25 protein-coding genes are annotated in these 23,331 nt (G+C 59.3%); 1 reads left to right on the top strand and 24 read right to left on the bottom strand.

The features are described from left to right. Nucleotides 1–195 precede the first annotated feature (195 nt). The 19 genes from der to trmJ all read right to left on the bottom strand — a co-directional run bounded on the left by der (nucleotide 196) and on the right by trmJ (nucleotide 17,083). Nucleotides 196–1,665, bottom strand: coding sequence for a ribosome biogenesis GTPase Der (gene der / locus KGA83_RS28845; protein WP_108216525.1), 1,470 nt, complete (start codon nucleotides 1,663–1,665; stop codon nucleotides 196–198). 236 nt (nucleotides 1,666–1,901) lie between these two features. After that, nucleotides 1,902–3,053 carry an outer membrane protein assembly factor BamB gene (bamB, locus tag KGA83_RS28840; protein WP_108216524.1) on the bottom strand — a complete coding sequence of 384 codons (1,152 nt, stop codon included), beginning with the start codon at nucleotides 3,051–3,053 and terminating at the stop codon, nucleotides 1,902–1,904. Then, the gene (locus KGA83_RS28835) at nucleotides 3,046–3,687 is read right to left on the bottom strand and encodes a tetratricopeptide repeat protein (RefSeq protein ID WP_108216523.1); all 642 of its coding nucleotides are present in this window, start codon (nucleotides 3,685–3,687) and stop codon (nucleotides 3,046–3,048) included. Before KGA83_RS28835 ends, bamB begins: the two co-directional genes overlap by 8 nt. A 41-nt stretch (nucleotides 3,688–3,728) precedes the next feature. Beyond that, nucleotides 3,729–5,018, bottom strand: coding sequence for a histidine--tRNA ligase (gene hisS / locus KGA83_RS28830; protein ID WP_108216522.1), 1,290 nt, complete (start codon nucleotides 5,016–5,018; stop codon nucleotides 3,729–3,731). Nucleotides 5,019–5,056: 38 nt separating this feature from the next. Beyond that, nucleotides 5,057–6,166, bottom strand: a complete 1,110-nt coding sequence (gene ispG / locus KGA83_RS28825; protein ID WP_003185136.1) for a flavodoxin-dependent (E)-4-hydroxy-3-methylbut-2-enyl-diphosphate synthase — start codon at nucleotides 6,164–6,166, stop codon at nucleotides 5,057–5,059. Nucleotides 6,167–6,169: 3 nt separating this feature from the next. After that, a complete protein-coding gene (locus KGA83_RS28820; RefSeq protein WP_223531443.1) occupies nucleotides 6,170–7,204 on the bottom strand; it encodes a helix-turn-helix domain-containing protein in 1,035 nt (344 codons plus the stop codon). Then, nucleotides 7,204–7,962: a type IV pilus biogenesis/stability protein PilW gene (pilW, locus tag KGA83_RS28815; RefSeq protein WP_108216520.1), complete on the bottom strand. Its 759-nt coding sequence runs from the start codon at nucleotides 7,960–7,962 to the stop codon at nucleotides 7,204–7,206. The genes KGA83_RS28820 and pilW overlap by 1 nt, the downstream gene beginning before the upstream one ends. A gap of 12 nt (nucleotides 7,963–7,974) precedes the next feature. Next, a complete protein-coding gene (rlmN, locus tag KGA83_RS28810; protein WP_108216519.1) occupies nucleotides 7,975–9,123 on the bottom strand; it encodes a 23S rRNA (adenine(2503)-C(2))-methyltransferase RlmN in 1,149 nt (382 codons plus the stop codon). Nucleotides 9,124–9,151: 28 nt separating this feature from the next. Continuing rightward, the gene (gene ndk / locus KGA83_RS28805; protein WP_108216518.1) at nucleotides 9,152–9,577 is read right to left on the bottom strand and encodes a nucleoside-diphosphate kinase; all 426 of its coding nucleotides are present in this window, start codon (nucleotides 9,575–9,577) and stop codon (nucleotides 9,152–9,154) included. Between the two features lie 88 nt (nucleotides 9,578–9,665). Further along, a complete protein-coding gene (gene iscX / locus KGA83_RS28800) occupies nucleotides 9,666–9,866 on the bottom strand; it encodes a Fe-S cluster assembly protein IscX (RefSeq protein WP_108216517.1) in 201 nt (66 codons plus the stop codon). A 14-nt stretch (nucleotides 9,867–9,880) separates the two neighbouring features. Then, nucleotides 9,881–10,222, bottom strand: coding sequence for an ISC system 2Fe-2S type ferredoxin (fdx, locus tag KGA83_RS28795; RefSeq protein WP_108216516.1), 342 nt, complete (start codon nucleotides 10,220–10,222; stop codon nucleotides 9,881–9,883). Between the two features lie 2 nt (nucleotides 10,223–10,224). Continuing rightward, complete coding sequence (hscA, locus tag KGA83_RS28790; RefSeq protein ID WP_223531442.1) at nucleotides 10,225–12,087, bottom strand: Fe-S protein assembly chaperone HscA; 1,863 nt, start codon at nucleotides 12,085–12,087, stop codon at nucleotides 10,225–10,227. 51 nt (nucleotides 12,088–12,138) lie between these two features. Continuing rightward, on the bottom strand, nucleotides 12,139–12,660 hold the full coding sequence (gene hscB, locus KGA83_RS28785; protein WP_108216514.1) for a co-chaperone HscB: 522 nt from the start codon (nucleotides 12,658–12,660) through the stop codon (nucleotides 12,139–12,141). Between the two features lie 8 nt (nucleotides 12,661–12,668). Then, nucleotides 12,669–12,992 carry an iron-sulfur cluster assembly protein IscA gene (gene iscA, locus KGA83_RS28780; RefSeq protein ID WP_003227904.1) on the bottom strand — a complete coding sequence of 108 codons (324 nt, stop codon included), beginning with the start codon at nucleotides 12,990–12,992 and terminating at the stop codon, nucleotides 12,669–12,671. A 34-nt stretch (nucleotides 12,993–13,026) separates the two neighbouring features. Continuing rightward, nucleotides 13,027–13,413: a Fe-S cluster assembly scaffold IscU gene (gene iscU, locus KGA83_RS28775; RefSeq protein WP_007982746.1), complete on the bottom strand. Its 387-nt coding sequence runs from the start codon at nucleotides 13,411–13,413 to the stop codon at nucleotides 13,027–13,029. A gap of 101 nt (nucleotides 13,414–13,514) precedes the next feature. Then, nucleotides 13,515–14,729, bottom strand: a complete 1,215-nt coding sequence (locus KGA83_RS28770; RefSeq protein WP_223531441.1) for an IscS subfamily cysteine desulfurase — start codon at nucleotides 14,727–14,729, stop codon at nucleotides 13,515–13,517. A gap of 50 nt (nucleotides 14,730–14,779) precedes the next feature. Beyond that, nucleotides 14,780–15,271: a Fe-S cluster assembly transcriptional regulator IscR gene (gene iscR / locus KGA83_RS28765; RefSeq protein ID WP_007974010.1), complete on the bottom strand. Its 492-nt coding sequence runs from the start codon at nucleotides 15,269–15,271 to the stop codon at nucleotides 14,780–14,782. Between the two features lie 262 nt (nucleotides 15,272–15,533). Beyond that, nucleotides 15,534–16,310 carry a serine O-acetyltransferase gene (cysE, locus tag KGA83_RS28760; protein ID WP_108216512.1) on the bottom strand — a complete coding sequence of 259 codons (777 nt, stop codon included), beginning with the start codon at nucleotides 16,308–16,310 and terminating at the stop codon, nucleotides 15,534–15,536. A 2-nt stretch (nucleotides 16,311–16,312) separates the two neighbouring features. Then, nucleotides 16,313–17,083, bottom strand: a complete 771-nt coding sequence (trmJ, locus tag KGA83_RS28755) for a tRNA (cytosine(32)/uridine(32)-2'-O)-methyltransferase TrmJ (RefSeq protein ID WP_108216511.1) — start codon at nucleotides 17,081–17,083, stop codon at nucleotides 16,313–16,315. Nucleotides 17,084–17,229: 146 nt separating this feature from the next. Between trmJ and suhB the strand changes: the two genes are divergently transcribed. Next, entirely contained in the window at nucleotides 17,230–18,048 is an 819-nt protein-coding gene (suhB, locus tag KGA83_RS28750) for an inositol-phosphate phosphatase (RefSeq protein WP_008053258.1), read from the top strand. Between the two features lie 262 nt (nucleotides 18,049–18,310). Here the strand turns inward: suhB and KGA83_RS28745 are convergent, their stop codons facing one another. From KGA83_RS28745 to tgt, 5 genes are all read right to left on the bottom strand, one after another. After that, complete coding sequence (locus KGA83_RS28745) at nucleotides 18,311–18,859, bottom strand: glycine zipper 2TM domain-containing protein (protein ID WP_108216510.1); 549 nt, start codon at nucleotides 18,857–18,859, stop codon at nucleotides 18,311–18,313. Nucleotides 18,860–18,979: 120 nt separating this feature from the next. After that, the gene (gene secF / locus KGA83_RS28740; protein WP_108216509.1) at nucleotides 18,980–19,894 is read right to left on the bottom strand and encodes a protein translocase subunit SecF; all 915 of its coding nucleotides are present in this window, start codon (nucleotides 19,892–19,894) and stop codon (nucleotides 18,980–18,982) included. Nucleotides 19,895–19,903: 9 nt separating this feature from the next. Continuing rightward, the gene (secD, locus tag KGA83_RS28735) at nucleotides 19,904–21,772 is read right to left on the bottom strand and encodes a protein translocase subunit SecD (RefSeq protein WP_108216508.1); all 1,869 of its coding nucleotides are present in this window, start codon (nucleotides 21,770–21,772) and stop codon (nucleotides 19,904–19,906) included. Nucleotides 21,773–21,836: 64 nt separating this feature from the next. Continuing rightward, a complete protein-coding gene (yajC, locus tag KGA83_RS28730; RefSeq protein WP_007982729.1) occupies nucleotides 21,837–22,172 on the bottom strand; it encodes a preprotein translocase subunit YajC in 336 nt (111 codons plus the stop codon). 43 nt (nucleotides 22,173–22,215) lie between these two features. Beyond that, nucleotides 22,216–23,331, bottom strand: a complete 1,116-nt coding sequence (gene tgt / locus KGA83_RS28725; protein ID WP_223531444.1) for a tRNA guanosine(34) transglycosylase Tgt — start codon at nucleotides 23,329–23,331, stop codon at nucleotides 22,216–22,218.

Here is a 23,331-nt window from a genome sequence, read left to right as displayed (position 1 = left end):
TCGACCTGATCGACGACCGACAATTTAAAGGTCAACGTGTAGTCGCGCTGACTGCGCCTTTCACCCGTGTTCATTACTTCCTCCTGAGAATGGGTCAGAAGGTGTAAACCTTATTCAGGACGGGACACGCCCATAAAAAAAGGGCGCTCTGGTGAGCACCCTTCTTATCGCCGAGCCCCTACATGAAGTGATGAATCACTTCTTGTCGCGGCGCTTCTTGTCGGCTTTCTTGTGGTGCGACATCAAGCGACGCTTCTTGTTGACCTGACGGTCGGTGAGCGTGTTCTTGTTGCCTTCGTACGGGTTCTCGCCACCCTTGAACTCGATGCGGATCGGCGTACCGACCAGCTTCAGCACACGGCGGTACGTGTTTTCCAGATAACGCACATAGGACTTCGGCACCTTCTCGATCTGGTTGCCGTGAATCACGATGATCGGCGGGTTCGCACCACCCAAGTGGGCATAACGCAGCTTGATCCGGCGGTTGTTGACCATCGGAGGGGCGTGCTCACCGACTGCATCTTCCAGGATCTGGGTCAGGCGGTTGGTCGGCCAGCGGGTTACTGCGGATTTGAACGAGTTCTGTACCGAGGCGTAGAGGTTGCCCACGCCGGTGCCGTGCAGTGCCGAGATAAAGTGAATATCGGCAAACTCGACGAAGAACAGGCGACGCTGCAACTCGATCTTGACGAAGTCGCGCTCGCTCGGCGTCATGCCGTCCCACTTGTTGATCGCGATGACCAATGCACGACCGGCCTCGAGGGCAAAGCCCAGCAGGTTGAGGTCGTGGTCCACCACGCCTTCGCGGGCGTCCATCACGAAGATCACCACGTTGGCGTCTTTGATCGCTTGCAGGGTTTTGACCACGGAGAACTTTTCGACTTCTTCGTGGATCTTGCCGCGCTTGCGCACACCGGCGGTGTCGATCAGCGTGTACTTCTCGTCGTTACGCTCGAACGGGATGTAGATACTGTCGCGGGTGGTGCCGGGCTGGTCGTAGACGATGACCCGATCTTCGCCGAGCATGCGGTTGACCAGGGTCGACTTGCCGACGTTCGGACGGCCGATGATCGCGATCTTGATCCCGTCTTTTTCGCTTGGGCCAGGAATGCGCTTGGCTTCCTCGCCTTCGGCGACGTCTTCTTCCTCGCCTTCTTCCGGCTCTTCTTCGTCTTTCGGGAATTCGCTCAGGGCGATTTCCAGCATCTGAGTAATGCCACGACCATGAGCGCCAGCGATCGGGATCGCGTGTCCCATGCCCAACGGAGCGAATTCGGCGCGGGCCATTTCAGGGTCGATGTTGTCGACCTTGTTGGCAACCACATAGGAACGCTTGTTACGTTTGCGCAAATGCTCGGCGATCATCTGGTCGGCGGCGGTAAAACCGGCCTTGGCATCTACCAGGAACAGCACTACATCCGCTTCTTCAATGGCCAGCAGCGATTGCTCGGCCATTTTTTCGTCCATACCGTGCTCGTCACCGGAGATACCACCGGTGTCGACCAGAATGTAGGAACGCCCTTGCCACTTGGCCTCACCGTACTGGCGATCACGGGTCAGACCGGACAAGTCGCCGACGATGGCATCACGAGTCCTGGTCAGGCGGTTGAACAAGGTGGACTTGCCGACGTTTGGTCGGCCCACCAGGGCGATTACGGGAACCATGCGGCTCTCCACTTCGTTATTTCAGAAAATACAAAAGCCGCTGCGTGGCAGCGGCTGGTGCTCGGGGCAACACTGCGCGCTTGTCTGTGGGAGCGAGCCTGCTCGCGAAAAACGCCAGGACACCGCGTTTATTCAGGACGCAAACGTAATCGTTGACGTCCATCGCGAGCAGGCTCGCTCCCACATTCATAGCCACAAGTGAAGCAGCCTGGGGTGGTTAACCCCAAGCATAGTTGTTACTTGATGGTCAGGGCTTCCAGTTTGCCGCTGTTGCCATATACATAAATCGTGTCACCCATCACCAGCGGTCGGGCACGCAGGCCGTCGCTGTCGATGCGCTCGCGGCCGACGAAACGACCGTCCACCTGACTCAGCAGGTGCAGGTAACCTTCCAGGTCACCGACTGCAACGTAGCTGGAGAACACTTCCGGGGCCGACAGTTGACGACGGGCCAGCGAATCGTTGCTCCACAAGGCTGTGGTGGAACGCTCGTCGACGCCTTCAACGGTGCCCGAAGACAGGCTCACATAAACGGTGCCCAAACCCTGGGCGACACCGGCGTAGCTGGAAGCATCACGCTGCCAGAGCTGACGGCCGCTTTGCAGGTCCAGAGCGGCAACGCGCCCCTGATAGCTGGCGACATACAGCGTCTCGCCCGACAGCAGCAAGCCACCGTCGATATCGACCACACGCTCCAGCTCCGAACGACCTTGCGGGATCGCTACGCGCTGTTCCCACACCGGTACGCCGTTGGAGATATCCACGGCAACCACTTTACCGGTCGACAGGCCAGCCACCGCAAGGCGGTTGGTCACGATCGGCGCACTGGTACCGCGCAGGGTCAGTACCGCAGGGGTGCTGTCATAGATCCAGCGACGGTTACCGGTGGAGGCATCCAGGCCGATCAGGCGATCGTCCTGTGTCTGAACCACCACAACGTCACCGTTGTTGGCTGGCGGAGCCAGTACTTCGCTGGACACGCGAGCGCGCCACTTCTCTTCACCGTTGATAGCGTCCAGGGCAACGATTTCACCCTTGAGCGTACCGATGGTGACCAGACCGTAACCTACGCCAACGGCGCCGGAGACAGGCAGCTCGAGATCTTTCTTCCATTTGACGTCGCCCGTGTTGCGGTCCATCGCCATCAACACGCCAGTGACGTCGGCGGCATAGATGGTATCGCCATCGATGGCCGGAACCAGCATGTTGTAGGTTTCGCCCTGACCGTCACCGATCGAACGACTCCACTGCTTGTGCAGAACCACTTCTTCCTTGAAGTCGACCAGTTCGGCCGGAGGCAATTCTTTTTTGCTGTTGCTGCTGCAACCCGCGGCCAACAAGGCCAGGGCCAGCAATGCTGCATGTTTCCAACGAATCACGTCACGCATCCCCTTTGGCCAGGTCGTCCAGCTTGATTTGCAGGCCACCGACCGCCGCTTCATCCGACAGTGCCGCCTTGGCTTTTTGATACGCCGCGCTCGCCTCATCGGTACGACCCAACTGCACCAGCAGGTCGCCCTTGAGCTCTTCGCGAGTGGCCAGGAATGCCTTGTCGGTATCGCCTTCGAGCAGCTTCAGTGCTTCGTCGGCCTTGTTCTGCGCGCCGAGTACCTGGGCCAGACGCTGACGGGCGATTTCGCCCAGCGCCGGGTTGGCCGGTTTGTCGACAATGGCTTTGAGCTCGCTGGCCGCGTCGTCCAGCTTGCCGCTGTCGACCGCAACCTTGGCCACGAACAGGCTGCCGTACTGCGCGTAGGCGCTGCCGCCGAACTCGCTGTTGAGCTTGCGGGCCAGGTCCGAAACGCGGGCCGCATCAGGCTTGCCGTCAGGCGTCAGCGTGGTTTCGAGCAACTGCTGATAGAGCATCGAGGCGCCTTGCGACTGGTTGCTCTGATACTTGTGGAACGCCTGCCAGCCGAACACGATGACCAGCGCCAACAGGCCGCCAGTGACCAGGGGCTTACCGTTGCGTGACCACCATTCCTTCAATTCCGCCACATGTTCGTCTTCGGTACTCGACACCCCAATACTCCTTAATCGCTAATTCGGCTGTTTAGACAGCTTCAACCCTGCACGACGCAGGTGGCCAGGTGCGCGGCAAGCGCATCCCAGGCAATGCTTTGTTGTTCGCCCTGGCCTCGCAGGGGTTTGAAACCTACCACTTGCCGGTCCATTTCGTCGTCACCGAGGATCAGCGCATACAGCGCGCCGCTCTTGTCGGCTTTCTTGAACTGGCTTTTGAAACTGCCGGCACCGGCATTCACTTGCAGGCGCAGGTTGGGCAACTGATCACGTACGCGCTCCGCCAGGGTCAGGCCAGCCAGCTCGGCGGCTTCACCGAAGGCACAGAGGTAGACATCGACCTGACGAGAGATCTCCTGCGGGATCTGCTCCAGGGTTTCCAGCAGCAGCACCAGGCGTTCGATACCCATGGCAAAACCAACACCAGCGGTCGGCTTGCCGCCCATCTGCTCCACCAGGCCGTCGTAACGGCCACCGGCACATACGGTGCCCTGGGCGCCGAGCTTGTCAGTGACCCACTCGAAAACGGTCTTGCTGTAGTAATCCAGCCCGCGAACCAGCTTAGGGTTGATCACGTAAGGAATGCCGGCGGCGTCCAGGCGAGCCTTGAGGCCCTCGAAATGCACGCGGGACTCTTCGTCGAGGTAGTCGGCCATTTTCGGCGCATCGACCAATACCGCCTGGGTATCGGCGTTCTTGGTATCAAGAACCCGCAGCGGGTTGGTTTTCAGGCGACGCTGGCTGTCTTCGTCGAGCTTGTCCAGATGCCGGGACAGGAACTCGACCAGTGCCTCGCGATAACGGCCGCGGGATTCGCTGGTACCCAGGCTGTTGAGCTCGAGTTTTACCGCATCGCGAATACCCAGTTCACCCCACAGGCGCCAGGTCAGCACGATCAGCTCGGCGTCGATGTCCGGACCGTCGAGGTTGAACACTTCGACACCGATCTGGTGGAACTGGCGATAACGGCCTTTCTGCGGACGTTCGTGGCGGAACATCGGGCCGATGTACCAGAGTTTCTGAACCTGGCCACCGCCGGTGATCCCGTGTTCCAGCACTGCGCGCACACAGGCCGCCGTGCCTTCAGGGCGCAGGGTCAGGGAGTCGCCGTTGCGGTCGTCGAAGGTGTACATCTCTTTTTCGACGATGTCGGTCACTTCACCGATGGAACGCTTGAACAGTTCGGTGAACTCGACGATCGGCATGCGGATCTGCTTGTAACCGTAGTTATCCAGCAGACGCGAAACGGTGCCTTCGAAATGACGCCACAGGGGAGTCTGTTCGGGCAGGATGTCATTCATGCCACGAATGGCTTGCAGAGACTTGCTCACTTAAATTCCTTAATTCGTTCGGCTCTTTTTAGCCAGGCTTAGCCGCGCGCAATAACGGCAGCGTCAGCTTCGACCTTTTCAGCCGCTTTCTGGCGGATCAAGCGTTCCAGCTCATCCACCAGATTGTCATTCGTCAGTTTCTGCGACGGCTTGCCGTCGATGTAAATCAGGTTCGGCGTACCGCCGGTCAAGCCGATATGGGCTTCCTTGGCTTCGCCCGGGCCGTTGACCACGCAACCGATGACCGCGACATCCAGCGGTACCAGCAAGTCTTCGAGGCGCCCTTCCAGCTCGTTCATGGTCTTGACCACATCGAAATTCTGCCGCGAGCAGCTCGGGCAGGCGATGAAGTTGATGCCACGGGACCGCAGGTGCAGGGATTTGAGAATGTCGTAGCCGACTTTCACTTCCTCGACCGGGTCGGCCGCCAACGAGATGCGGATAGTATCGCCAATCCCTTCGGCGAGCAGCATACCGAGGCCCACAGCGGATTTCACCGTGCCTGAACGCAAACCACCGGCTTCAGTGATGCCCAGGTGCAGCGGCTGGACGATTTCCTTGGCCAGCAGGCGGTAGGCTTCGACGGCCATGAACACGTCGGATGCTTTCACGCTGACCTTGAAATCCTGGAAGTTCAGGCGTTCAAGGTGCTCGACGTGACGCAAGGCAGACTCGACCAGTGCAGCCGGGGTCGGCTCGCCGTATTTCTTTTGCAGGTCCTTTTCCAGGGAACCGGCGTTCACGCCGATACGGATCGGGATCCCGCGGTCACGGGCGGCATCCACCACCGCACGCACGCGGTCTTCGCGGCCGATGTTGCCCGGGTTGATCCGCAGGCAATCGACACCCAGTTCAGCTACGCGCAAAGCGATCCGGTAATCGAAGTGAATGTCGGCTACCAAGGGCACCTTGACCAGTTGCTTGATCTTGCCGAAGGCTTCGGCGGCGTCCATGTCCGGTACGGAGACCCGCACGATATCGACGCCGGCCGCTTCCAGACGATTGATTTGCGCGACAGTGGCCGCGACATCGTTGGTGTCGCTGTTGGTCATGCTCTGCACAGCGATAGGTGCATCGCCGCCAACAGGCACGTTACCGACCCAGATCTTGCGGGATTCGCGACGTTTGATTGGAGATTCGCCGTGCATGACTTATTGACCCAACTTCAGGCGAGCAGTCTCGCCACTGGTGAACGGAGCGACATCAACCGGCTGGCCGTTGTAGCTGACCTGAGCGCCGCGGGCAAAGCCCAGGCGCACGGTAAATGGTGGTTTACCATTGAATGCCAGGCTGGTGCCTTTGCGCTTGAGACCACTGAACAGTACCTTGCCGCTACCGTCGGTCACTTGTGTCCAGCAATCGGCGGTGAACTGCACTTGAACCTGGCCTTGACCGGCCACTGGTGCGGTTACCGCTGGAGCCTGCGCGCTCGGGGCTGCCGGAGCAGTCACGACCGGGGCCGGGACAGCAGGCACCGCCGGCGCTGGCGTTGCCGGCGTCACTGGCGCCGCGACAACTGGCGCCGGATTGTGAGCGGGTGCGGCGGGTGTTGCCGGCGCTGCAGGGACGGCCGGCGCAGTCGCCTGAGCATCCGCCGGCACTTGAGCCGCAGTGTCGGCCTGTGGCAGCACGAGGACGGTTCCGCCTTCGGTCTGACCTTCCACGACAGCCTGGTCTTCTGGCTCGTCCAGTGGATGAATCTGCGTAGTACCGTCGGCGCCTTCGACTTCAACGTGTTCCGGAACCAGCCCGATCAGGTCCTTGGTACGCATCGAGGTCTGATCCTGCCACCAGACGAAACCGCCACCGATCACCGCGATCAGCAACAGCAGGCTGACGATTCGCAGGATGGTGTGGGAGACCCGGACCGGTTCTTCGATACGACCCAGGCTGTGAACACTGCTGCCCTGGGAATCGGTACCGGTGGATTGGTCGAATTGCTGGACCAGTACGGCCTGGTCCATGCCGAGCAATTTGGCATAGGTACGAATATAACCACGGGCAAAAGTATGCCCGGGCAGCTTGTCGAAAGCGCCGGCTTCCAGATTGCTCAGGGAAGTGGTGGTGAGGTTGAGCTTGAGGGCCACTTCGGCCAGCGACCAGCCATTGCTTTCGCGGGCCTGGCGCAAAATCTCACCGGGGTTAACGCGATTCGCTGCTACAACTTCAGGATGCGCCGCTTTCATCATTGCTCCGACAGGTATTGCTGATATTCCGGCGTACCGGGATAGAGTCTTTTTAGTTGCAGGCCCTTACTTGCGGCCTTGTCGCGGTCTTCAAACACTTTTGCCAGCCGAATGCCGAGCAATAGACTACGTGCATTTTGTTCGGAGAGCTGGCTAAAACGGTCGTAATAGTCATGCGCGGGCACATAATGCCTGTCTTCGTAAGACAACTCAGCCATTTCCAGCAATGCGCGAGGTTGCTGACGGTTCAGGCGCAGGGCTTTTTCCAGTTGCTGGCGGGCCAGATCGCGCTGACCAAGCATCGCAGCGGTCATGCCGAGGTTTTCGAATACCCGTGAACGCTCAGGATACAGGGTATCGGCGGCGGCTTGCTCAAAGCGCTCGTAGGCTTCCTTGTAACGTTTCTGCTCGAACAAAAAACTGCCGTAGTTATTGAGGATTCGTGCATCGGCGGGACGGGAAGACAGTGCCTTGCGGAAATGTTCATCGGCAAGTTCCGGCTCCATCTCGGCCTGGAACACCAGCCCCAGCGCCGCGTTGGCATCAGGGTCGGAACTATCCAGCTCCAAGGCTTTTTTCAGCGGGACCTTGGCGCGCTCGGTCATCCCCTGCTGCAAATACCCGATACCCAACTGAACGTACGCCTCCCGCGCTTCATCACGGCCCTTGCTGGTCTTCATCGGGTTGTAGTCGCCCGAAAGCACGCAGCCAGCACACAGGCTGGCCAACAGCAAAAGCAGCGCAAAGCGCAGGGACATAGAGATCCTCTCTTAGTTGTTGTTCGCAGCGTTCGTCGCCAGATCGCTGTCGGCGTTCAACTCGCGCACGGCGATATAACGTTCGCTGCGACGGGTGCGATCCAGCACCTGCCCTACCAATTGACCACAGGCGGCGTCGATGTCTTCACCGCGGGTGGTGCGGACGGTGACGTTGAAACCGGCATGATGAAGCTGATCCTGGAAACGACGAATCGCGTTATTGCTCGGACGCTCGTACCCGGAATGCGGGAACGGGTTGAACGGGATCAGGTTGATCTTGCACGGGATGTTCTTCAGCAGCTCGATCATTTCCACCGCGTGCTCGACCTTGTCATTGATGTCTTTGAGCAAGGTGTACTCAATGGTCAGCACGCGCTTTTCGCCGAGGTTCGACATGTAGCGCTGGCACGACTCGAGCAGCATCTTAAGCGGATACTTCTTGTTGATCGGCACCAATTGGTTACGCAATGCGTCATTCGGTGCGTGCAGGGACAACGCCAGGGAGACGTCGATGTGCTTGGAGAGCTCATCGATCATCGGCACCACGCCGGAGGTCGACAGGGTCACACGGCGCTTGGAAATGCCGTAGCCCAGGTCGTCCATCATCAAATGCATGGCCGCGACGACGTTGTCGAAGTTCAGCAGCGGCTCACCCATGCCCATCATCACCACGTTGGTGATGGCACGGTCGACGGTTGCCGGGACGCTGCCAAAGGATTTGTTGGCAATCCACACCTGGCCGATGACTTCGGCGGCGGTGAGGTTGCTATTGAAGCCTTGCTTGCCGGTGGAGCAGAAACTGCAATCCAGGGCACAGCCTGCCTGGGACGAAACGCACAAGGTGCCGCGTTTGCCCTGGGGAATGTATACGGTCTCGACGCAACTGCCGGACGCCACGCGCACCACCCATTTACGGGTGCCGTCGCTGGAAATGTCCTCGCTGACCACTTCGGGACCACGGACCTCGGCAACAGCCTTGAGCTTTTCGCGCAAAACCTTGCTGACGTTCGTCATGGCATCGAAATCATCGACACCAAAGTGGTGAATCCATTTCATTACCTGACCGGCACGGAAACGCTTCTCCCCGATTGAGTCGAAGAATTTTTCCATTTCCAGCTGAGTCAGACCCAGCAGGTTAGTTTTTACAGTCGATGTAGTCATGGATTCACCTTCACTCTTAAGCCAATGCTTAGCGAGTGGTTACTTCAGTAGCTGCGAAGAAGTATGCGATTTCGCGAGCGGCAGCGGCTTCGGAGTCCGAACCGTGTACAGCGTTGGCGTCGATGGAGTCAGCGAAGTCAGCACGGATGGTGCCAGGAGCAGCTTCTTTAGGGTTGGTAGCGCCCATCAGCTCACGATTCAGAGCGATAGCGTTCTCGCCTTCCAGAACCTGAACGACAACCGGACCGGAGATCATGAAAGCAACCAGGTCGTTGAAGAAACCACGAGCGCTGTGCTCAGCGTAGAAGCCTTCAGCTTCGGCTTTGGACAGTTGCTTCAGTTTCGAAGCTACAACGCGCAGGCCAGCTTTTTCGAAACGAGTGGTGATCTCGCCGATCACGTTTTTTGCAACGGCGTCAGGCTTGATGATGGAGAAAGTACGTTGAACAGCCATGGTGTAACTCCAGAAACGGTAATTTACGAAAAATTAAACCCGCGAATTATACGCGGGTTCTCGGGTATTGCCTAACCTGCGGCGTGGCTCAGTCGCGTTCTTCGATCCAGTGGGCCTGAATGGCCTCCAGGATCTTCTCGCCACAATGCTCAGGCAGATCGTCGAAATCGGGCAATTCCATCACCCAATTACGCAGATCGACGAAGTTGACCGACACAGGGTCCACGTCGGGCTTGCTTTCAGCCAGCTGGATCGCGATCTCCAGCACATCAGTCCACTTGAGTTTCATGACAATTCCTTGAATCAGTGCGGCGCTTCGGCTGCATGGTTGACCGAGTACTTCGGAATTTCGACGGTCAGGTCTTCAGTCCCGACTTTCGCCTGACAGCCCAGACGCGACTGAGCCTCCAGCCCCCAGGCCCTGTCAAGATAGTCTTCCTCCAGCTCGTCAGCCTCTTCCAGCGAGTCGAAACCCTCGCGGATGATGCAGTGGCAGGTGGTGCAGGCGCAGACGCCGCCACAGGCACTTTCCATCTCGATATGGTGCTCATGGGCCAGCTCGAGAATGGAAATACCCGTCTCAGCCTCCACGACCATGCCTTCCGGGCAAAACTTTTCGTGTGGCAGAAAAATGACCTGCGGCATCGTTATTCCTCAATCTCATTCAGGTTGCGCCCCGCCAGTGCGGCTTTCACCGTCGAATCCAGGCGGCGGGCGGCAAAGGCATCGGTCACTTGCGACAGACGCTTGGTCTGCTGCTCGATGGCGTAACCATCGGCACCTTTCATCAATTCGCTCAGTTCCTGCATCTGCAACTCGATGACCATGCGCTCGTCGGCGTCGAGCAAACGCTCGCCATCCGCCTCCAGAGCCGCCTGTACCGCTTCGATCAGGCGCTGCGCATCGACCTGCTGCTCACGCAATACGCGGGCAACCTTGTCGTCGTTGGCGTGCTGGAACGAATCCTTGAGCATCTTGGCGATTTCGCCGTCGGTCAGGCCGTAGGACGGTTTGACCTGGATGCTGGCCTCGACGCCCGAACCCAGTTCGCGGGCGGAAACGCTGAGCAGACCGTCGGCATCGACCTGGAAGGTCACGCGAATCTTCGCCGCACCGGCCACCATCGCCGGAATCCCGCGCAGCTCGAAGCGTGCCAGGGAGCGGCAGTCGCTGATCAGCTCGCGCTCGCCCTGCAACACGTGTATCGCCATGGCCGACTGGCCGTCTTTGTAAGTGGTGAAGTCCTGGGCGCGGGCGACGGGGATGGTGGTGTTGCGCGGAATCACCTTCTCCATCAGGCCGCCCATGGTTTCCAGCCCCAGGGACAACGGAATCACATCCAGCAGCAGCAATTCGCTGCCATCGCGCTTGTTACCGGCCAGGGTATCGGCCTGGATCGCAGCACCGATGGCCACCACTTGATCCGGATCGATTTCAGTCAGCGGCTGGCGACCGAAAGCTTCGGCGACGGCATCGCGAACGCGAGGAACGCGAGTCGAACCACCCACCATGACCACGGCATGCACGTCGTCCAGCTCGATACCGGAATCACGCACCGCACGACGGCAGGCTTTCAGGCTGCGAGCGACCATCGGCTCGATCAGCGTATTGAAGGCTTCACGGGTCAGCTCGGCTTTCCAGTCGCCATAGGCAACTTCAACAGCCGCAACATTGGTCAGGGCTTCCTTGGCCGCACAGGCGGTTTGCAGCAAGTTGCGTTGCGTACCCGGATCGAGGTCGGCGGACAGACCAGCGCTCTCGATGATCCAGCCAGCGATCGCATGGTCGAAGTCATCGCCACCCAGCGCACTGTCGCCGCCGGTAGCCAGCACTTCGAAGACACCGCCGGTCAGGCGCAGAATCGAAATATCGAAAGTGCCGCCGCCCAGGTCATAAATCGCGACCAGGCCTTCGGCGTGCTGGTCCAGACCGTAAGCGACCGCGGCGGCGGTTGGCTCATTGAGCAAACGCAGCACGTTCAATCCGGCCAGCTTGGCCGCATCCTTGGTGGCTTGACGCTGAGCATCATCGAAATAGGCCGGAACGGTAATCACCGCGCCAACCAATTCGCCACCCAAGGTCGCTTCAGCGCGCTGACGCAGGACCTTGAGGATATCGGCGGAGACTTCGACCGGGCTTTTCGGGCCCTGGATCGTGTCGATGAACGGCATGTGCGACTCGCCATCGACAAAGCGGTACGGCAACTGATCGCCCAGTTGCTTGACGTCGGACAGACCACGACCCATCAAGCGCTTGACCGACAGCACAGTATTCAGGGGGTCGGTAGCGGCGGCCAGTTTGGCGGATTCGCCGACCTCGACGCGATCGGCGTGGTAGCGCACGGCAGACGGCAGGATGACCCGCCCTTCTGCGTCGGCAAGTGGCTCGGAAAGACCACTGCGCAATGCAGCGACCAGCGAATTGGTAGTGCCCAAGTCGATCCCCACAGCCAGACGACGCTGGTGCGGTTGAGGACTTTGGCCGGGTTCGGCGATCTGCAGTAGGGCCATCGTTATCAGGACTTATCTGTATATCAGGCGTGCGACCGGAGCGGCACTGGGTTAATCGTCGAGGCGCTCTTCTAACTGGCGCACTTCGTAGGTGAGCTTGTCGAGGAACTGCATGCGCCGCATCAGGCGTTCGGCCTGTTCACGTTGCGCTGCATCATTCCAGCAAGCCGCGAAGCTTTGGTTCAGTACATCCTGGGCAGCCTTCAGGCGACGCTTGAAGACGGCAACACCATTGAGGTCGGCGCTGTCCTGCAGGTCTTCGAGCTCTTCACGCAACTCCATCTGCTGCAGAAGGAACTCCGGATCATGCACCGTGACCTCCAGCGGCAGCTCGCCACCATTCAAGGCGAGCAGGTAACGCGCGCGCTTGGGTGGACTCTTGAGCGTCTGGTAGGCCTCGTTGAGGCTCGCGGAATGCTCCAGCGCCAACCGCTGCTCACGCTCGGAAGCATCAGCAAAGCGGTCCGGATGAACACTGCGCGCCAACTCACGGTAGCGCGTAGCCAGCTGATCGAGGTCCAGATCGAAACTCGGTTGCAGCTCGAATAAAGCGAAATGACAAGGAGTTCCCACGACAAGCCTCAGATGTTGAAGCTTTCGCCGCAGCCACATTCACCGCGTACGTTGGGGTTGTTGAACTTGAAGCCTTCGTTCAACCCTTCCTTGACGAAATCGAGCTCGGTGCCGTCCAGGTAGGCCAGGCTTTTCGGGTCGATAATCACTTTTTCACCGTGACTTTCGAACACTTGATCCTCTGCAACCACCTCGTCGACAAACTCCAGCACGTAGGCAAGACCGGAACAGCCTGTGGTGCGAACACCCAGACGAATCCCTTCACCTTTGCCGCGCCCGTCGAGGGAGCGCCGCACGTGTCGAGCAGCCGCTTCTGTCATGCTGATAGCCATCGGTGACTCCTTACTCGTCGCCAAAACTCGAAAATCAGATCAAGCCTTTCTTCTGCTTGTAGTCGCGAACGGCGGCCTTGATGGCGTCTTCAGCGAGTACCGAGCAGTGGATTTTCACTGGCGGCAGGGCCAGCTCTTCAGCCAGCTGAGTGTTCTTGATGGTTTCCGCTTCGTCCAGGGTCTTGCCCTTCATCCACTCGGTGGCGAGGGAGCTGGAAGCGATGGCCGAACCGCAGCCGTAGGTCTTGAACTTGGCATCTTCGATGATGCCGGCGTCGTTGACCTTGATCTGCAGGCGCATGACGTCGCCGCAAGCCGGCGCGCCGACCATGCCGGTGCCGACATCAGGATCTTCCGCGTCCATCTTGCCGACGTTACGCGGGTTTTCGTAGTGGTCGATGACCTTTTCGCTGTAAGACATGATTCTCAATCCTCACTCATCAGGGCCGCTCTTGAGGCCCTGCAGTTACGCTGCGTCTATCGCCGCGTTGCTACAGGACCTGTATCCGGCGGCTTCTATAGTTAGTGTGCCGCCCACTCGATCTTCGAGATATCGACGCCGTCTTTGTACATATCCCACAGCGGCGACAGGGCGCGCAGCTTGATAACGGCCTCGCAGACTTTCTGCGCGGCGTAGTCGATTTCTTCTTCGGTGGTGAAACGGCCGAAGGTGAAACGGATCGAGCTGTGTGCCAGTTCGTCGTTGCGGCCCAGGGCACGCAGTACGTACGAAGGCTCAAGGGACGCCGAGGTGCAGGCCGAACCGGACGAAACCGCCAGGTCCTTGAGCGCCATGATCAGCGACTCGCCTTCAACGTAGTTGAAGCTCAGGTTCAGGTTGTGCGGAACGCGGGCGGTCATGCTGCCGTTGACGTACAGCTCTTCCAGGTGCTCGACCTGCTTGTAGAAACGGTCGCTCAACGCCTTGATGCGCGCGTTCTCGGCAGCCATGTCTTCCTTGGCTACGCGGAAAGCTTCGCCCATGCCGACGATCTGGTGGGTCGCCAGGGTGCCGGAACGCATGCCGCGCTCGTGGCCGCCACCGTGCATGGTCGCCTCGATACGTACGCGCGGCTTGCGGCTTACGTACAGGGCGCCGATGCCTTTAGGACCGTAGGTCTTGTGGGCGGAGAAGGACATCATGTCGACTTTCAGCTTCGAAAGGTCGATGTCGACCTTGCCGGTGGACTGAGCGGCGTCGACATGGAACAGGATGCCCCTGGAACGGGTCAGTTCGCCGATCGCTGCGATGTCGTTGATGGTGCCGATTTCGTTGTTCACGTGCATGACCGACACCAGGATCGTGTCGTCGCGCAGTTCGGCTTCGACCATCTCCGGGGTCACCAGGCCATCGGTGCGAGGCTCGATGTAGGTCACTTCGAAACCTTCACGCTCCAGTTGGCGCATGGTGTCGAGGACAGCCTTGTGCTCGATCTTGGTGGTGATCAGGTGTTTGCCCTTGGTGGCATAGAAATGCGCCGCACCCTTGATTGCCAGGTTGTCGGACTCGGTGGCACCGGAGGTCCAGACGATTTCACGCGGGTCGGCGTTGACCAGATCAGCGACCTGACGACGGGCGTTTTCGACGGACTCTTCGGCTTTCCAGCCGAACACGTGGGAACGGGACGCCGGGTTACCGAAGTTTCCGTCGACCAGCAGGCATTCACTCATTTTTTGCGCGACACGCGGATCAACCGGGGTGGTCGCAGAGTAATCAAGGTAAATCGGCAATTTCATGGACTATCTCCTAAATCAGGCTGGCTGGCGTGCCGCTAGCTCTTCGGCTGTCATTCGACGGCGGACGCTTCAATCTTGTCCAGGCGTGGCACCTTGCTGTTGCAACGGCGCTGGTCCTGACGCTGGGCTACTTCTTGCACCTCACGGCGAGTGACAAGATCAGCCAAGCTGATACCGCTCAAAAATTCGTGAATCTGCAGGCTCAGATCGCACCACAAGTGGTGAGTCAGGCAGGTGTCGCCTTGATGGCAATCGCCCTGGCCCTGGCACTTGGTGGCATCGACCGATTCGTTTACCGCATCGATCACCTGGGCGACCTGGATGCCCTGCATGTCGCGGGACAGCTGGTAGCCGCCGCCTGGGCCACGCACACTGGACACCAGATTGCTGCGACGCAGCTTGGCGAAAAGCTGTTCGAGGTAAGACAGGGAGATGCCTTGGCGCTCGGAGATATCGGCCAGGGACACGGGCCCGTGCTGCGCGTGCAACGCCAGGTCAAGCATGGCGGTCACGGCGTATCGGCCTTTTGTAGTCAGTCGCATGGACAATTACCACGGAGTTCGGAATGAGGCGAGTATGCAATTCCCGAGTAATTAAGTCAACTATAAGACCTAGTGCTTTAGTCGGGTTTAGTGGCAAAAGAGCGGCGGAATCATAGCAGGGTCTGCGGCTTAATGGCACACCGGTCAGCGCTCTGCCATTACCTGATTACGACCTGTGTAGGAGCTGCCGAAGGCCGCGATCTTTTGATCTTGCTCTTTTAAAGATCAAAAGATCGCGGCCTTCGGCAGCTCCTACGGGACATCAGCCGGCTTTACTTTCGTCTTTGTCCTTCACACAAGCGAAGTCTTCTTCGCGCAGCTCAGGCAGATCTTTCGCACAGTAATTACTGCCCAGATCCTTCAAGGCTCCGCACATCCCCTCCAGACGCCCATCGACCGCCTGCAGATGATCGAGCAACTGGTTAATGGCACGTGCCACCGGGTCCGGCATGTCTTCAGTCACGCCATAGGCATCAAAACCGATCTTCTCGGCCATGGCCTTGCGCTTGGCGTCCTGCTCTTCGTCGGGCTTGACGATGATCCGCCCCGGAATCCCCACCACAGTGGCGCCCGGCGGCACCTCTTTGGTCACCACGGCATTGGAACCGACCTTCGCACCCGCACCGACAGTGAACGGGCCGAGCACCTTGGCGCCGGCACCGACAACGACACCATCACCCAGCGTCGGGTGGCGCTTGCCTTTATTCCAGCTGGTACCACCGAGGGTCACGCCCTGATAAATGGTCACGTCATCGCCGATTTCCGCCGTTTCACCGATGACAATGCCCATGCCATGGTCAATAAAGAAACGACGACCGACCTTGGCCCCCGGATGAATCTCGATCCCGGTCAACCAGCGACCGAAGTTCGACACCAGCCGCGCCAGCCATTTCAGGTCCGCGCGCCACAGCATCGCCGACAAACGGTGAATCCAGATGGCATGCATGCCGGGGTAGCAAGTCAGGACTTCAAAAGCGTTACGCGCCGCCGGGTCTCGGTGGAATACGCTCTGGATATCTTCACGCAAACGCTCGAACATCATTAATCCTTCCGTTTAAGGAGCTCACCACGGGCCGCTTTCTGGGTTTCCGTGAGGATGCCACGCAAAATATTCATTTCCGCCCGGCTGACCGAGCTGCGTCCGTACAACCGGCGCAGGCGCGCCATCAAGTGCCGTGGCTTTTCCGGATCGAGGAATTCGATGGCCACCAGGGTCTGCTCCAGGTGCTCATAGAATCGCTCCAGCTCATCCATGGTCGCAAGCTCAGCGCTTTTGACCGAGGCCACTTCCTCCTTCTCGACCTTGCTCGGCTGACCTTGGGCGGCCAGCCAGGACATACGCACTTCATAACCCAACACCTGCACCGCCGCCCCCAGGTTCAGCGAGCTGAACTCAGGGTCCGATGGAATGTGCACGTGATAATGACATCGCTGCAGTTCTTCATTGGTCAGGCCGGAGTCTTCACGACCGAACACCAGAGCGATTTGGGCACCCTGCCCGGCTTCCTCGACCACTTTCGCTCCGCATTCGCGGGGGTCGAGCAGCGGCCAGGGAATCCGTCGGTCGCGGGCACTGGTACCGAGCACCAGATTGCAGCCGACCAAGGCATCTTCCAAGGTGGCGACGACTTGCGCATTTTCAAGGATGTCGCCGGCACCGGAAGCACGGGCATCGGCCTCGTGGTGCGGGAACAGGCGCGGTTCGACCAGCACCAGCCGCGACAGGCCCATGTTCTTCATGGCACGCGCAGCCCCGCCGATATTGCCCGGATGGCTGGTATTGACCAGGACGACACGAATGTTTTGCAGCAAGGGAGGCGCTCTCGAACACGATAATCGGGAGCGGAATCTTACAGCTGTAGCAACCGTTAAGCCATGAAAGCGAACGTCGTCCTTCTCCTGTAGAAACTTTCTGATAGAATGCCCGGCTTTCTTTAACAACCTTAGGTGACACATCCATGCAGCCCATGCTGAATATCGCGCTGCGCGCCGCCCGCAGCGCCAGTGAATTGATCTTCCGCTCCATCGAGCGCCTGGATACCATCAAGGTCGACGAAAAAGACGCCAAGGATTACGTATCCGAGGTGGATCGCGCCGCCGAACAGAAAATCATCGACGCCCTGCGCAAGGCCTACCCGAATCACTCGATCCTGGGTGAAGAAACCGGCATGCACGCCGGCACCGGCATCGAAGGCGAAGAATACCTGTGGATCATCGATCCGCTGGACGGCACCACCAACTTCCTGCGCGGCATTCCTCATTTCGCTGTCAGCATCGCCTGCAAATACCGCGGTCGTCTTGAGCACGCCGTTGTCCTGGACCCGGTTCGCCAGGAAGAATTCACCGCCAGCCGTGGTCGCGGCGCTCAACTGAACGGTCGTCGCCTGCGCGTCAGCGGCCGCACCAGCCTGGACGGCGCCCTGCTGGGTACCGGCTTCCCGTTCCGTGACGACCAGATGGACAACCTCGACAACTACCTGGGCATGTTCCGCGCCCTGGTTGGCCAGACCGCCGGCATCCGCCGCGCAGGTTCGGCGAGCCTGGACCTGGCCTACGTGGCCGCCGGCCGTTTCGACGCCTTCTGGGAGTCGGGCCTGTCCGAGTGGGACATGGCTGCAGGCGCCCTGCTGATCCAGGAAGCTGGCGGCCTGGTGAGCGACTTCACCGGCGGTCACGACTTCCTTGAGAAAGGCCACGTCGTTGCCGGCAACACCAAATGCTTCAAGGCAGTTTTGACGGCGATCCAGCCGCACCTGCCAGCCTCGCTGAAGCGCTAAGCTTCCAGCGACAGAGAAAGCACCCTTCGGGGTGCTTTTTTTATGCCTGGAATTCACCCTCGATAACACCACAACCCCACTGTAGGAGCGAGCTCGCTCGCGATGGTCGTCAACGATAACGCGGGCATTCTGGATGAACGCGGTGCCTTTGGGTTCTTCGCGAGCAAGCTCGCTCCTACAGGGATTGGTGGCGGTGCAGAAATGGCAGGCACAAAAAAAAGCACCCCGCAGGGTGCTTCTTTTTTAATCCGGCATCAGCAGATCACTGAGCCGCCTGATTCTCCGACAAGATCAGCTTGCCTTCCTTATCCACCGGAATCTGGTTGCCTGGATCACGATCCATGCGCACCTTGCCCTCCTTGCCATCCAGCGAATACTGCACGTCGTAACCTACAACCTTGTCACTGATGTCGTTAACCGTGTTACAGCGGGTCTGGGTGGTGGTGTAGGTATCACGCTCTTGCATGCCTTCCTGCACCTTGTTGCCGGCATAACCACCACCGACAGCGCCCGCGACCGTGGCGATCTTCTTGCCGGTACCACCACCAACCTGGTTACCCAGCAGACCACCTGCCAATGCACCGACCACCGTACCGGCGATCTGATGTTGATCTTTCACCGGCGCCTGCCGGGTGACCGTTACATCCTTGCACACTTCACGTGGAGTCTTGATTTGTGTCTTGACCGGCTCAACGGCGAGTACTTGTGCGTACTCCGGGCCGCTTTTAACCAGGCTGTAGGTGGCCACAGCACCCCCGGCAGTTACACCGACAGCACCCAGTACAGCACCAACCAGCATCGACTTGTTCACATGAACCTCCTGGACCATCACATGCGGAACGTGTCCGCGCTTCTCCCAGCCTTGGAGCACAAAAAAAGGCGCGAGTTCAACTCGCGCCTTTTTGGACTACATCGCTTAAGGATTGCTCCCTCAAGGACGGTCGTCGACTTCCTTCTCGGTATTGGCCGGAGGAATCAGGTCTTCAGTGCTCAGGTTCAGCCAGATCAGCACCACGTTCGCGATGTAGATCGACGAGTAAGTACCCGCCAGAACACCGATGAACAGGGCAATGGAGAAACCGAACAGGTTGTCGCCACCGAAGAACAGCAGGGCCGCGATCGCCAGCAAGGTGGAGATCGAAGTCGCCATGGTCCGCAACAGGGTTTGCGTGGTCGAGATGTTGATGTTCTCGATCAGGCTGGCCTTGCGCAGTACACGGAAGTTCTCGCGAACCCGGTCGAATACCACGATGGTGTCGTTGAGCGAGTAACCGATGATCGCCAGTACCGCTGCCAGCACCGTCAGGTCGAAGGTGATCTGGAAGAACGACAGGATACCGACAGTCACGATCACGTCGTGGATCAAGGATACGATCGCACCGACCGCAAACTTCCACTGAAAGCGGAACGCCAGGTAGATCAGGATACCGCCCAGCGCCATCAGCATGCCGAGGCCGCCCTGGTCGCGCAGCTCTTCACCCACCTGCGGGCCGACGAACTCGACACGCTTGACCGTCGCCGGGTTCTCGCCGCCCACCTTCTGCAAGGCTTCGGCGACCTGGTGACCCAGTTGCGGGTCTTCGCCAGGCATGCGCACCAGCAAATCGGTGGTCGCACCGAAGTTCTGCACGATGGCTTCGTGATAACCCGCGGTCACCAGCTGCTCACGCACCTTGGTGACATCGGCTGGACGCTCGTAGGTCAGCTCGATGAGCGTACCGCCGGTGAAGTCCAGGCCCCAGTTCATGCCCTTATGGAAGACACTGAATATTGCCAGTGCCGTAAGGAACAATGTGACGCCGAACGCAAAGTTGCGAACGCCCATGAAGTTGATTGTACGTAACATGGCAGCCCCTTAAATCCACAACTTCTTGAAGTCACGACCGCCGAAGATCAGGTTGACCATCGCGCGGGTCACCATGATGGCCGTGAACATCGAGGTAAAGATCCCGAGGGACATGGTCACTGCGAAGCCCTTGACCGGGCCGGTGCCCATGGCAAAGAGGATGCCGCCGACCAGCAAGGTGGTCAGGTTGGCGTCGAGAATCGCGGTGAATGCCCGGCCGAAGCCTTCGTTGATTGCGCGCTGCACGGTCATGCCGGCGGCGATCTCTTCACGGATCCGCGAGAAGATCAGCACGTTGGCGTCGACCGCCATACCCATGGTCAACACGATACCGGCGATACCCGGCAGGGTCAGCGTTGCACCCAGCAGCGACATCAGGGCCAGCAGCATCACCATGTTCACCGCCAGAGCGACGGTGGCGATCAAGCCGAAGAAGCGGTAGATGGCCATGATGAACAGCGAGACGAACAGCATGCCCCACAGCGATGCATCGATACCCTTGGTGATGTTGTCGGCACCCAGGCTTGGGCCGATGGTGCGTTCTTCAGCGAAGTACATCGGTGCAGCCAGACCACCGGCACGCAGCAGCAGCGCCAGCTCGGACGACTCGCCCTGACCGTTCAGGCCGGTAATGCGGAACTGCGCACCCAGCGGCGACTGGATGGTCGCCAGGCTGATGATCTTCTTCTCTTCCTTGAAGGTCTGGACCGGCACGTCTTTCTCGACGCCGTTGACCATCTGCTTGGTGTAAGTGGTGATCGGACGTTGCTCGATGAAGATCACCGCCATGCTGCGACCGACGTTCGAACGGGTCGCACGGTTCATCAGCTCGCCGCCGTGACCGTCCAGACGGATGTTCACTTCCGGTGTGCCATGCTCGCCGAAGCCAGCCTTGGCGTCGGTCACCTGGTCACCGGTGATGATCAGGCCACGCTCGATCAGCGCAGGAGGACGCTTGCCCTCACGGAACTCGAATTCCTCGGAAGTGGCTTTCGAAGCACCCGGCTCAGCAGCCAGACGGAACTCCAGGTTGGCCGTCTTGCCGAGGATACGCTTGGCTTCGGCGGTGTCCTGCACGCCCGGCAGCTCAACCACGATGCGGTTGGCGCCCTGGCGCTGAACGATCGGTTCGGCAACACCCAGCTCGTTGACGCGGTTACGCACCGTGGTCAAGTTCTGCTTGATGGAGTATTCGCGGATTTCCGCCAGCTTGGCCGGGGTCATCGCCAGACGCAGCACCGGTTGACCATTGAGGTCGGCCGGAACAATGTCGAAATCGTTGAAGTTCTTGCGGATGATCGAACGAGCCTGTTCGCGGCTGTCTTCATCAGCGAAGCCCAGCTGGATGGCACCGCCCAGTTGCGGCAGACTGCGATAGCGCAGCTTCTCTTTACGCAGCAGGCTCTTGACGTCGCCTTCGTAGACTTTCAGGCGTGCATCGAGGGCTTTTTCCATGTCCACTTCCAGCAGGAAGTGCACACCACCGGACAAGTCCAGACCCAGCTTCATCGGGTGCGCAGCGAGGTTGCGCAGCCATTGCGGGGTGGTTTGTGCCAGGTTCAATGCAACGACGTAGTCATCACCCAATGCCTTGCGCACTACGTCCTTGGCCGGCAGCTGGTCTTCAGCCTTGGTCAGGCGAATCAGTCCGCCCTTGCCGCCGGCAGCCAGGGTGGCAGCCTTGACGTTGATCCCGGATTCCTTGAGCGCAGCGCTCACACGGTCCAGATCAGCCTGATTGACCTGCAGCGCCGTGCTGGCACCGCTGACCTGAATGGCCGGGTCATCAGGATAAAGATTGGGAGCGGAATAAATCAGACCGACCGCCAGCACCGCCAGGATCAGAATGTATTTCCACAGAGGATATTTGTTCAGCATCACGCCGCCCGTTTATGACGCGGGGCGCCTTGCGCGCCCCGTCGATTGAAGATGAAGTTGAAACTTAGATCGCTTTGAGCGTGCCTTTTGGCAGCGTGGCGGCAATGGCGCCTTTCTGGAATTTCATTTCGACGGTGTCGGAAACTTCCAGAACGACGAAGTCGTCGGCCACTTTAGTGATCTTGCCGGCGATGCCGCCGGTGGTCACAACTTCGTCGCCTTTCTGCAGGCTGCTCAGCAGGTTTTTCTGCTCTTTGGCGCGCTTGGCCTGTGGACGCCAGATCATCAGGTAGAAGATGACCAGGAAACCGACCAGGAAAATCCACTCGAAACCGCCACCCATTGGGCCCGCAGCAGGTGCAGCGGCGTCAGCCATGGCATTAGAGATAAAAAAGCTCATTTAGCACTCCAGTTGCAAATGTTGAATCTTGGGGTCAGAAAACTCAGTCCAAAGGCGGCACGGCAAGCCCGCGTTTGGCGTAGAAGGCATCGACAAAGGCGGCCAATGTACCCTGTTGAATAGCCTCGCGCAAACCAGCCATAAGCACTTGATAATGGCGCAAGTTATGGATGGTATTGAGCATGCTTCCCAGCATTTCGCCGCACTTGTCCAGGTGATGCAGATAAGCGCGGGAGAAGTTCTGGCAGGTATAGCAATCGCAGGTCGGATCGAGCGGCGAATCATCATGGCGATGGAACGCGTTACGGATCTTCAGCACGCCGGTATCGATGAACAGATGCCCGTTGCGGGCATTACGGGTTGGCATCACGCAATCGAACATGTCCACACCGCGGCGCACACCCTCAACCAAGTCTTCCGGTTTGCCAACGCCCATAAGGTAACGAGGTTTGTCAGCCGGCATCATGCCCGGCAGGTAATCCAGCACCTTGATCATTTCGTGCTTGGGTTCGCCCACCGACAGACCGCCGATGGCCAGGCCATCGAAGCCGATCTTGTCGAGACCTTCCAGGGAGCGCATGCGCAGGTCCTGGTGCATGCCGCCCTGAACGATGCCGAACAGCGCCGCCGTGTTATCGCCATGGGCTTCTTTCGAACGCTTGGCCCAACGCAGGGACAATTCCATCGATACGCGGGCGACGTCTTCGTCGGCTGGGTACGGCGTGCATTCGTCGAAAATCATCACGATGTCGGAGCCCAGGTCACGCTGGACCTGCATCGACTCTTCCGGGCCCATGAACACCTTGGCGCCATCGACCGGGGAAGCGAAGGTCACACCCTCCTCCTTGATCTTGCGCATGGCGCCCAGGCTGAACACCTGGAAACCACCGGAGTCGGTCAAAATCGGGCCTTTCCACTGCATGAAATCGTGCAGGTCGCCGTGCTTTTTGATCACTTCCGTGCCCGGGCGCAACCACAGGTGGAAAGTGTTGCCCAGAATGATTTCAGCGCCAGTCGCCTCGATATCCCGTGGCAGCATGCCCTTGACCGTGCCGTAGGTGCCCACCGGCATGAAAGCCGGGGTCTCGACGGTACCGCGCGGGAAGGTCAAACGACCGCGACGAGCCTTGCCATCTGTGGCAAGGAGCTCAAAAGACAT

Origin of the sequence: Pseudomonas sp. GL-R-19 (assembly GCF_019956375.1) — a bacterium.
Classification (GTDB): Bacteria; Pseudomonadota; Gammaproteobacteria; order Pseudomonadales; family Pseudomonadaceae; genus Aquipseudomonas.
This window is presented reverse-complemented; position numbering and strand designations above follow the sequence as displayed.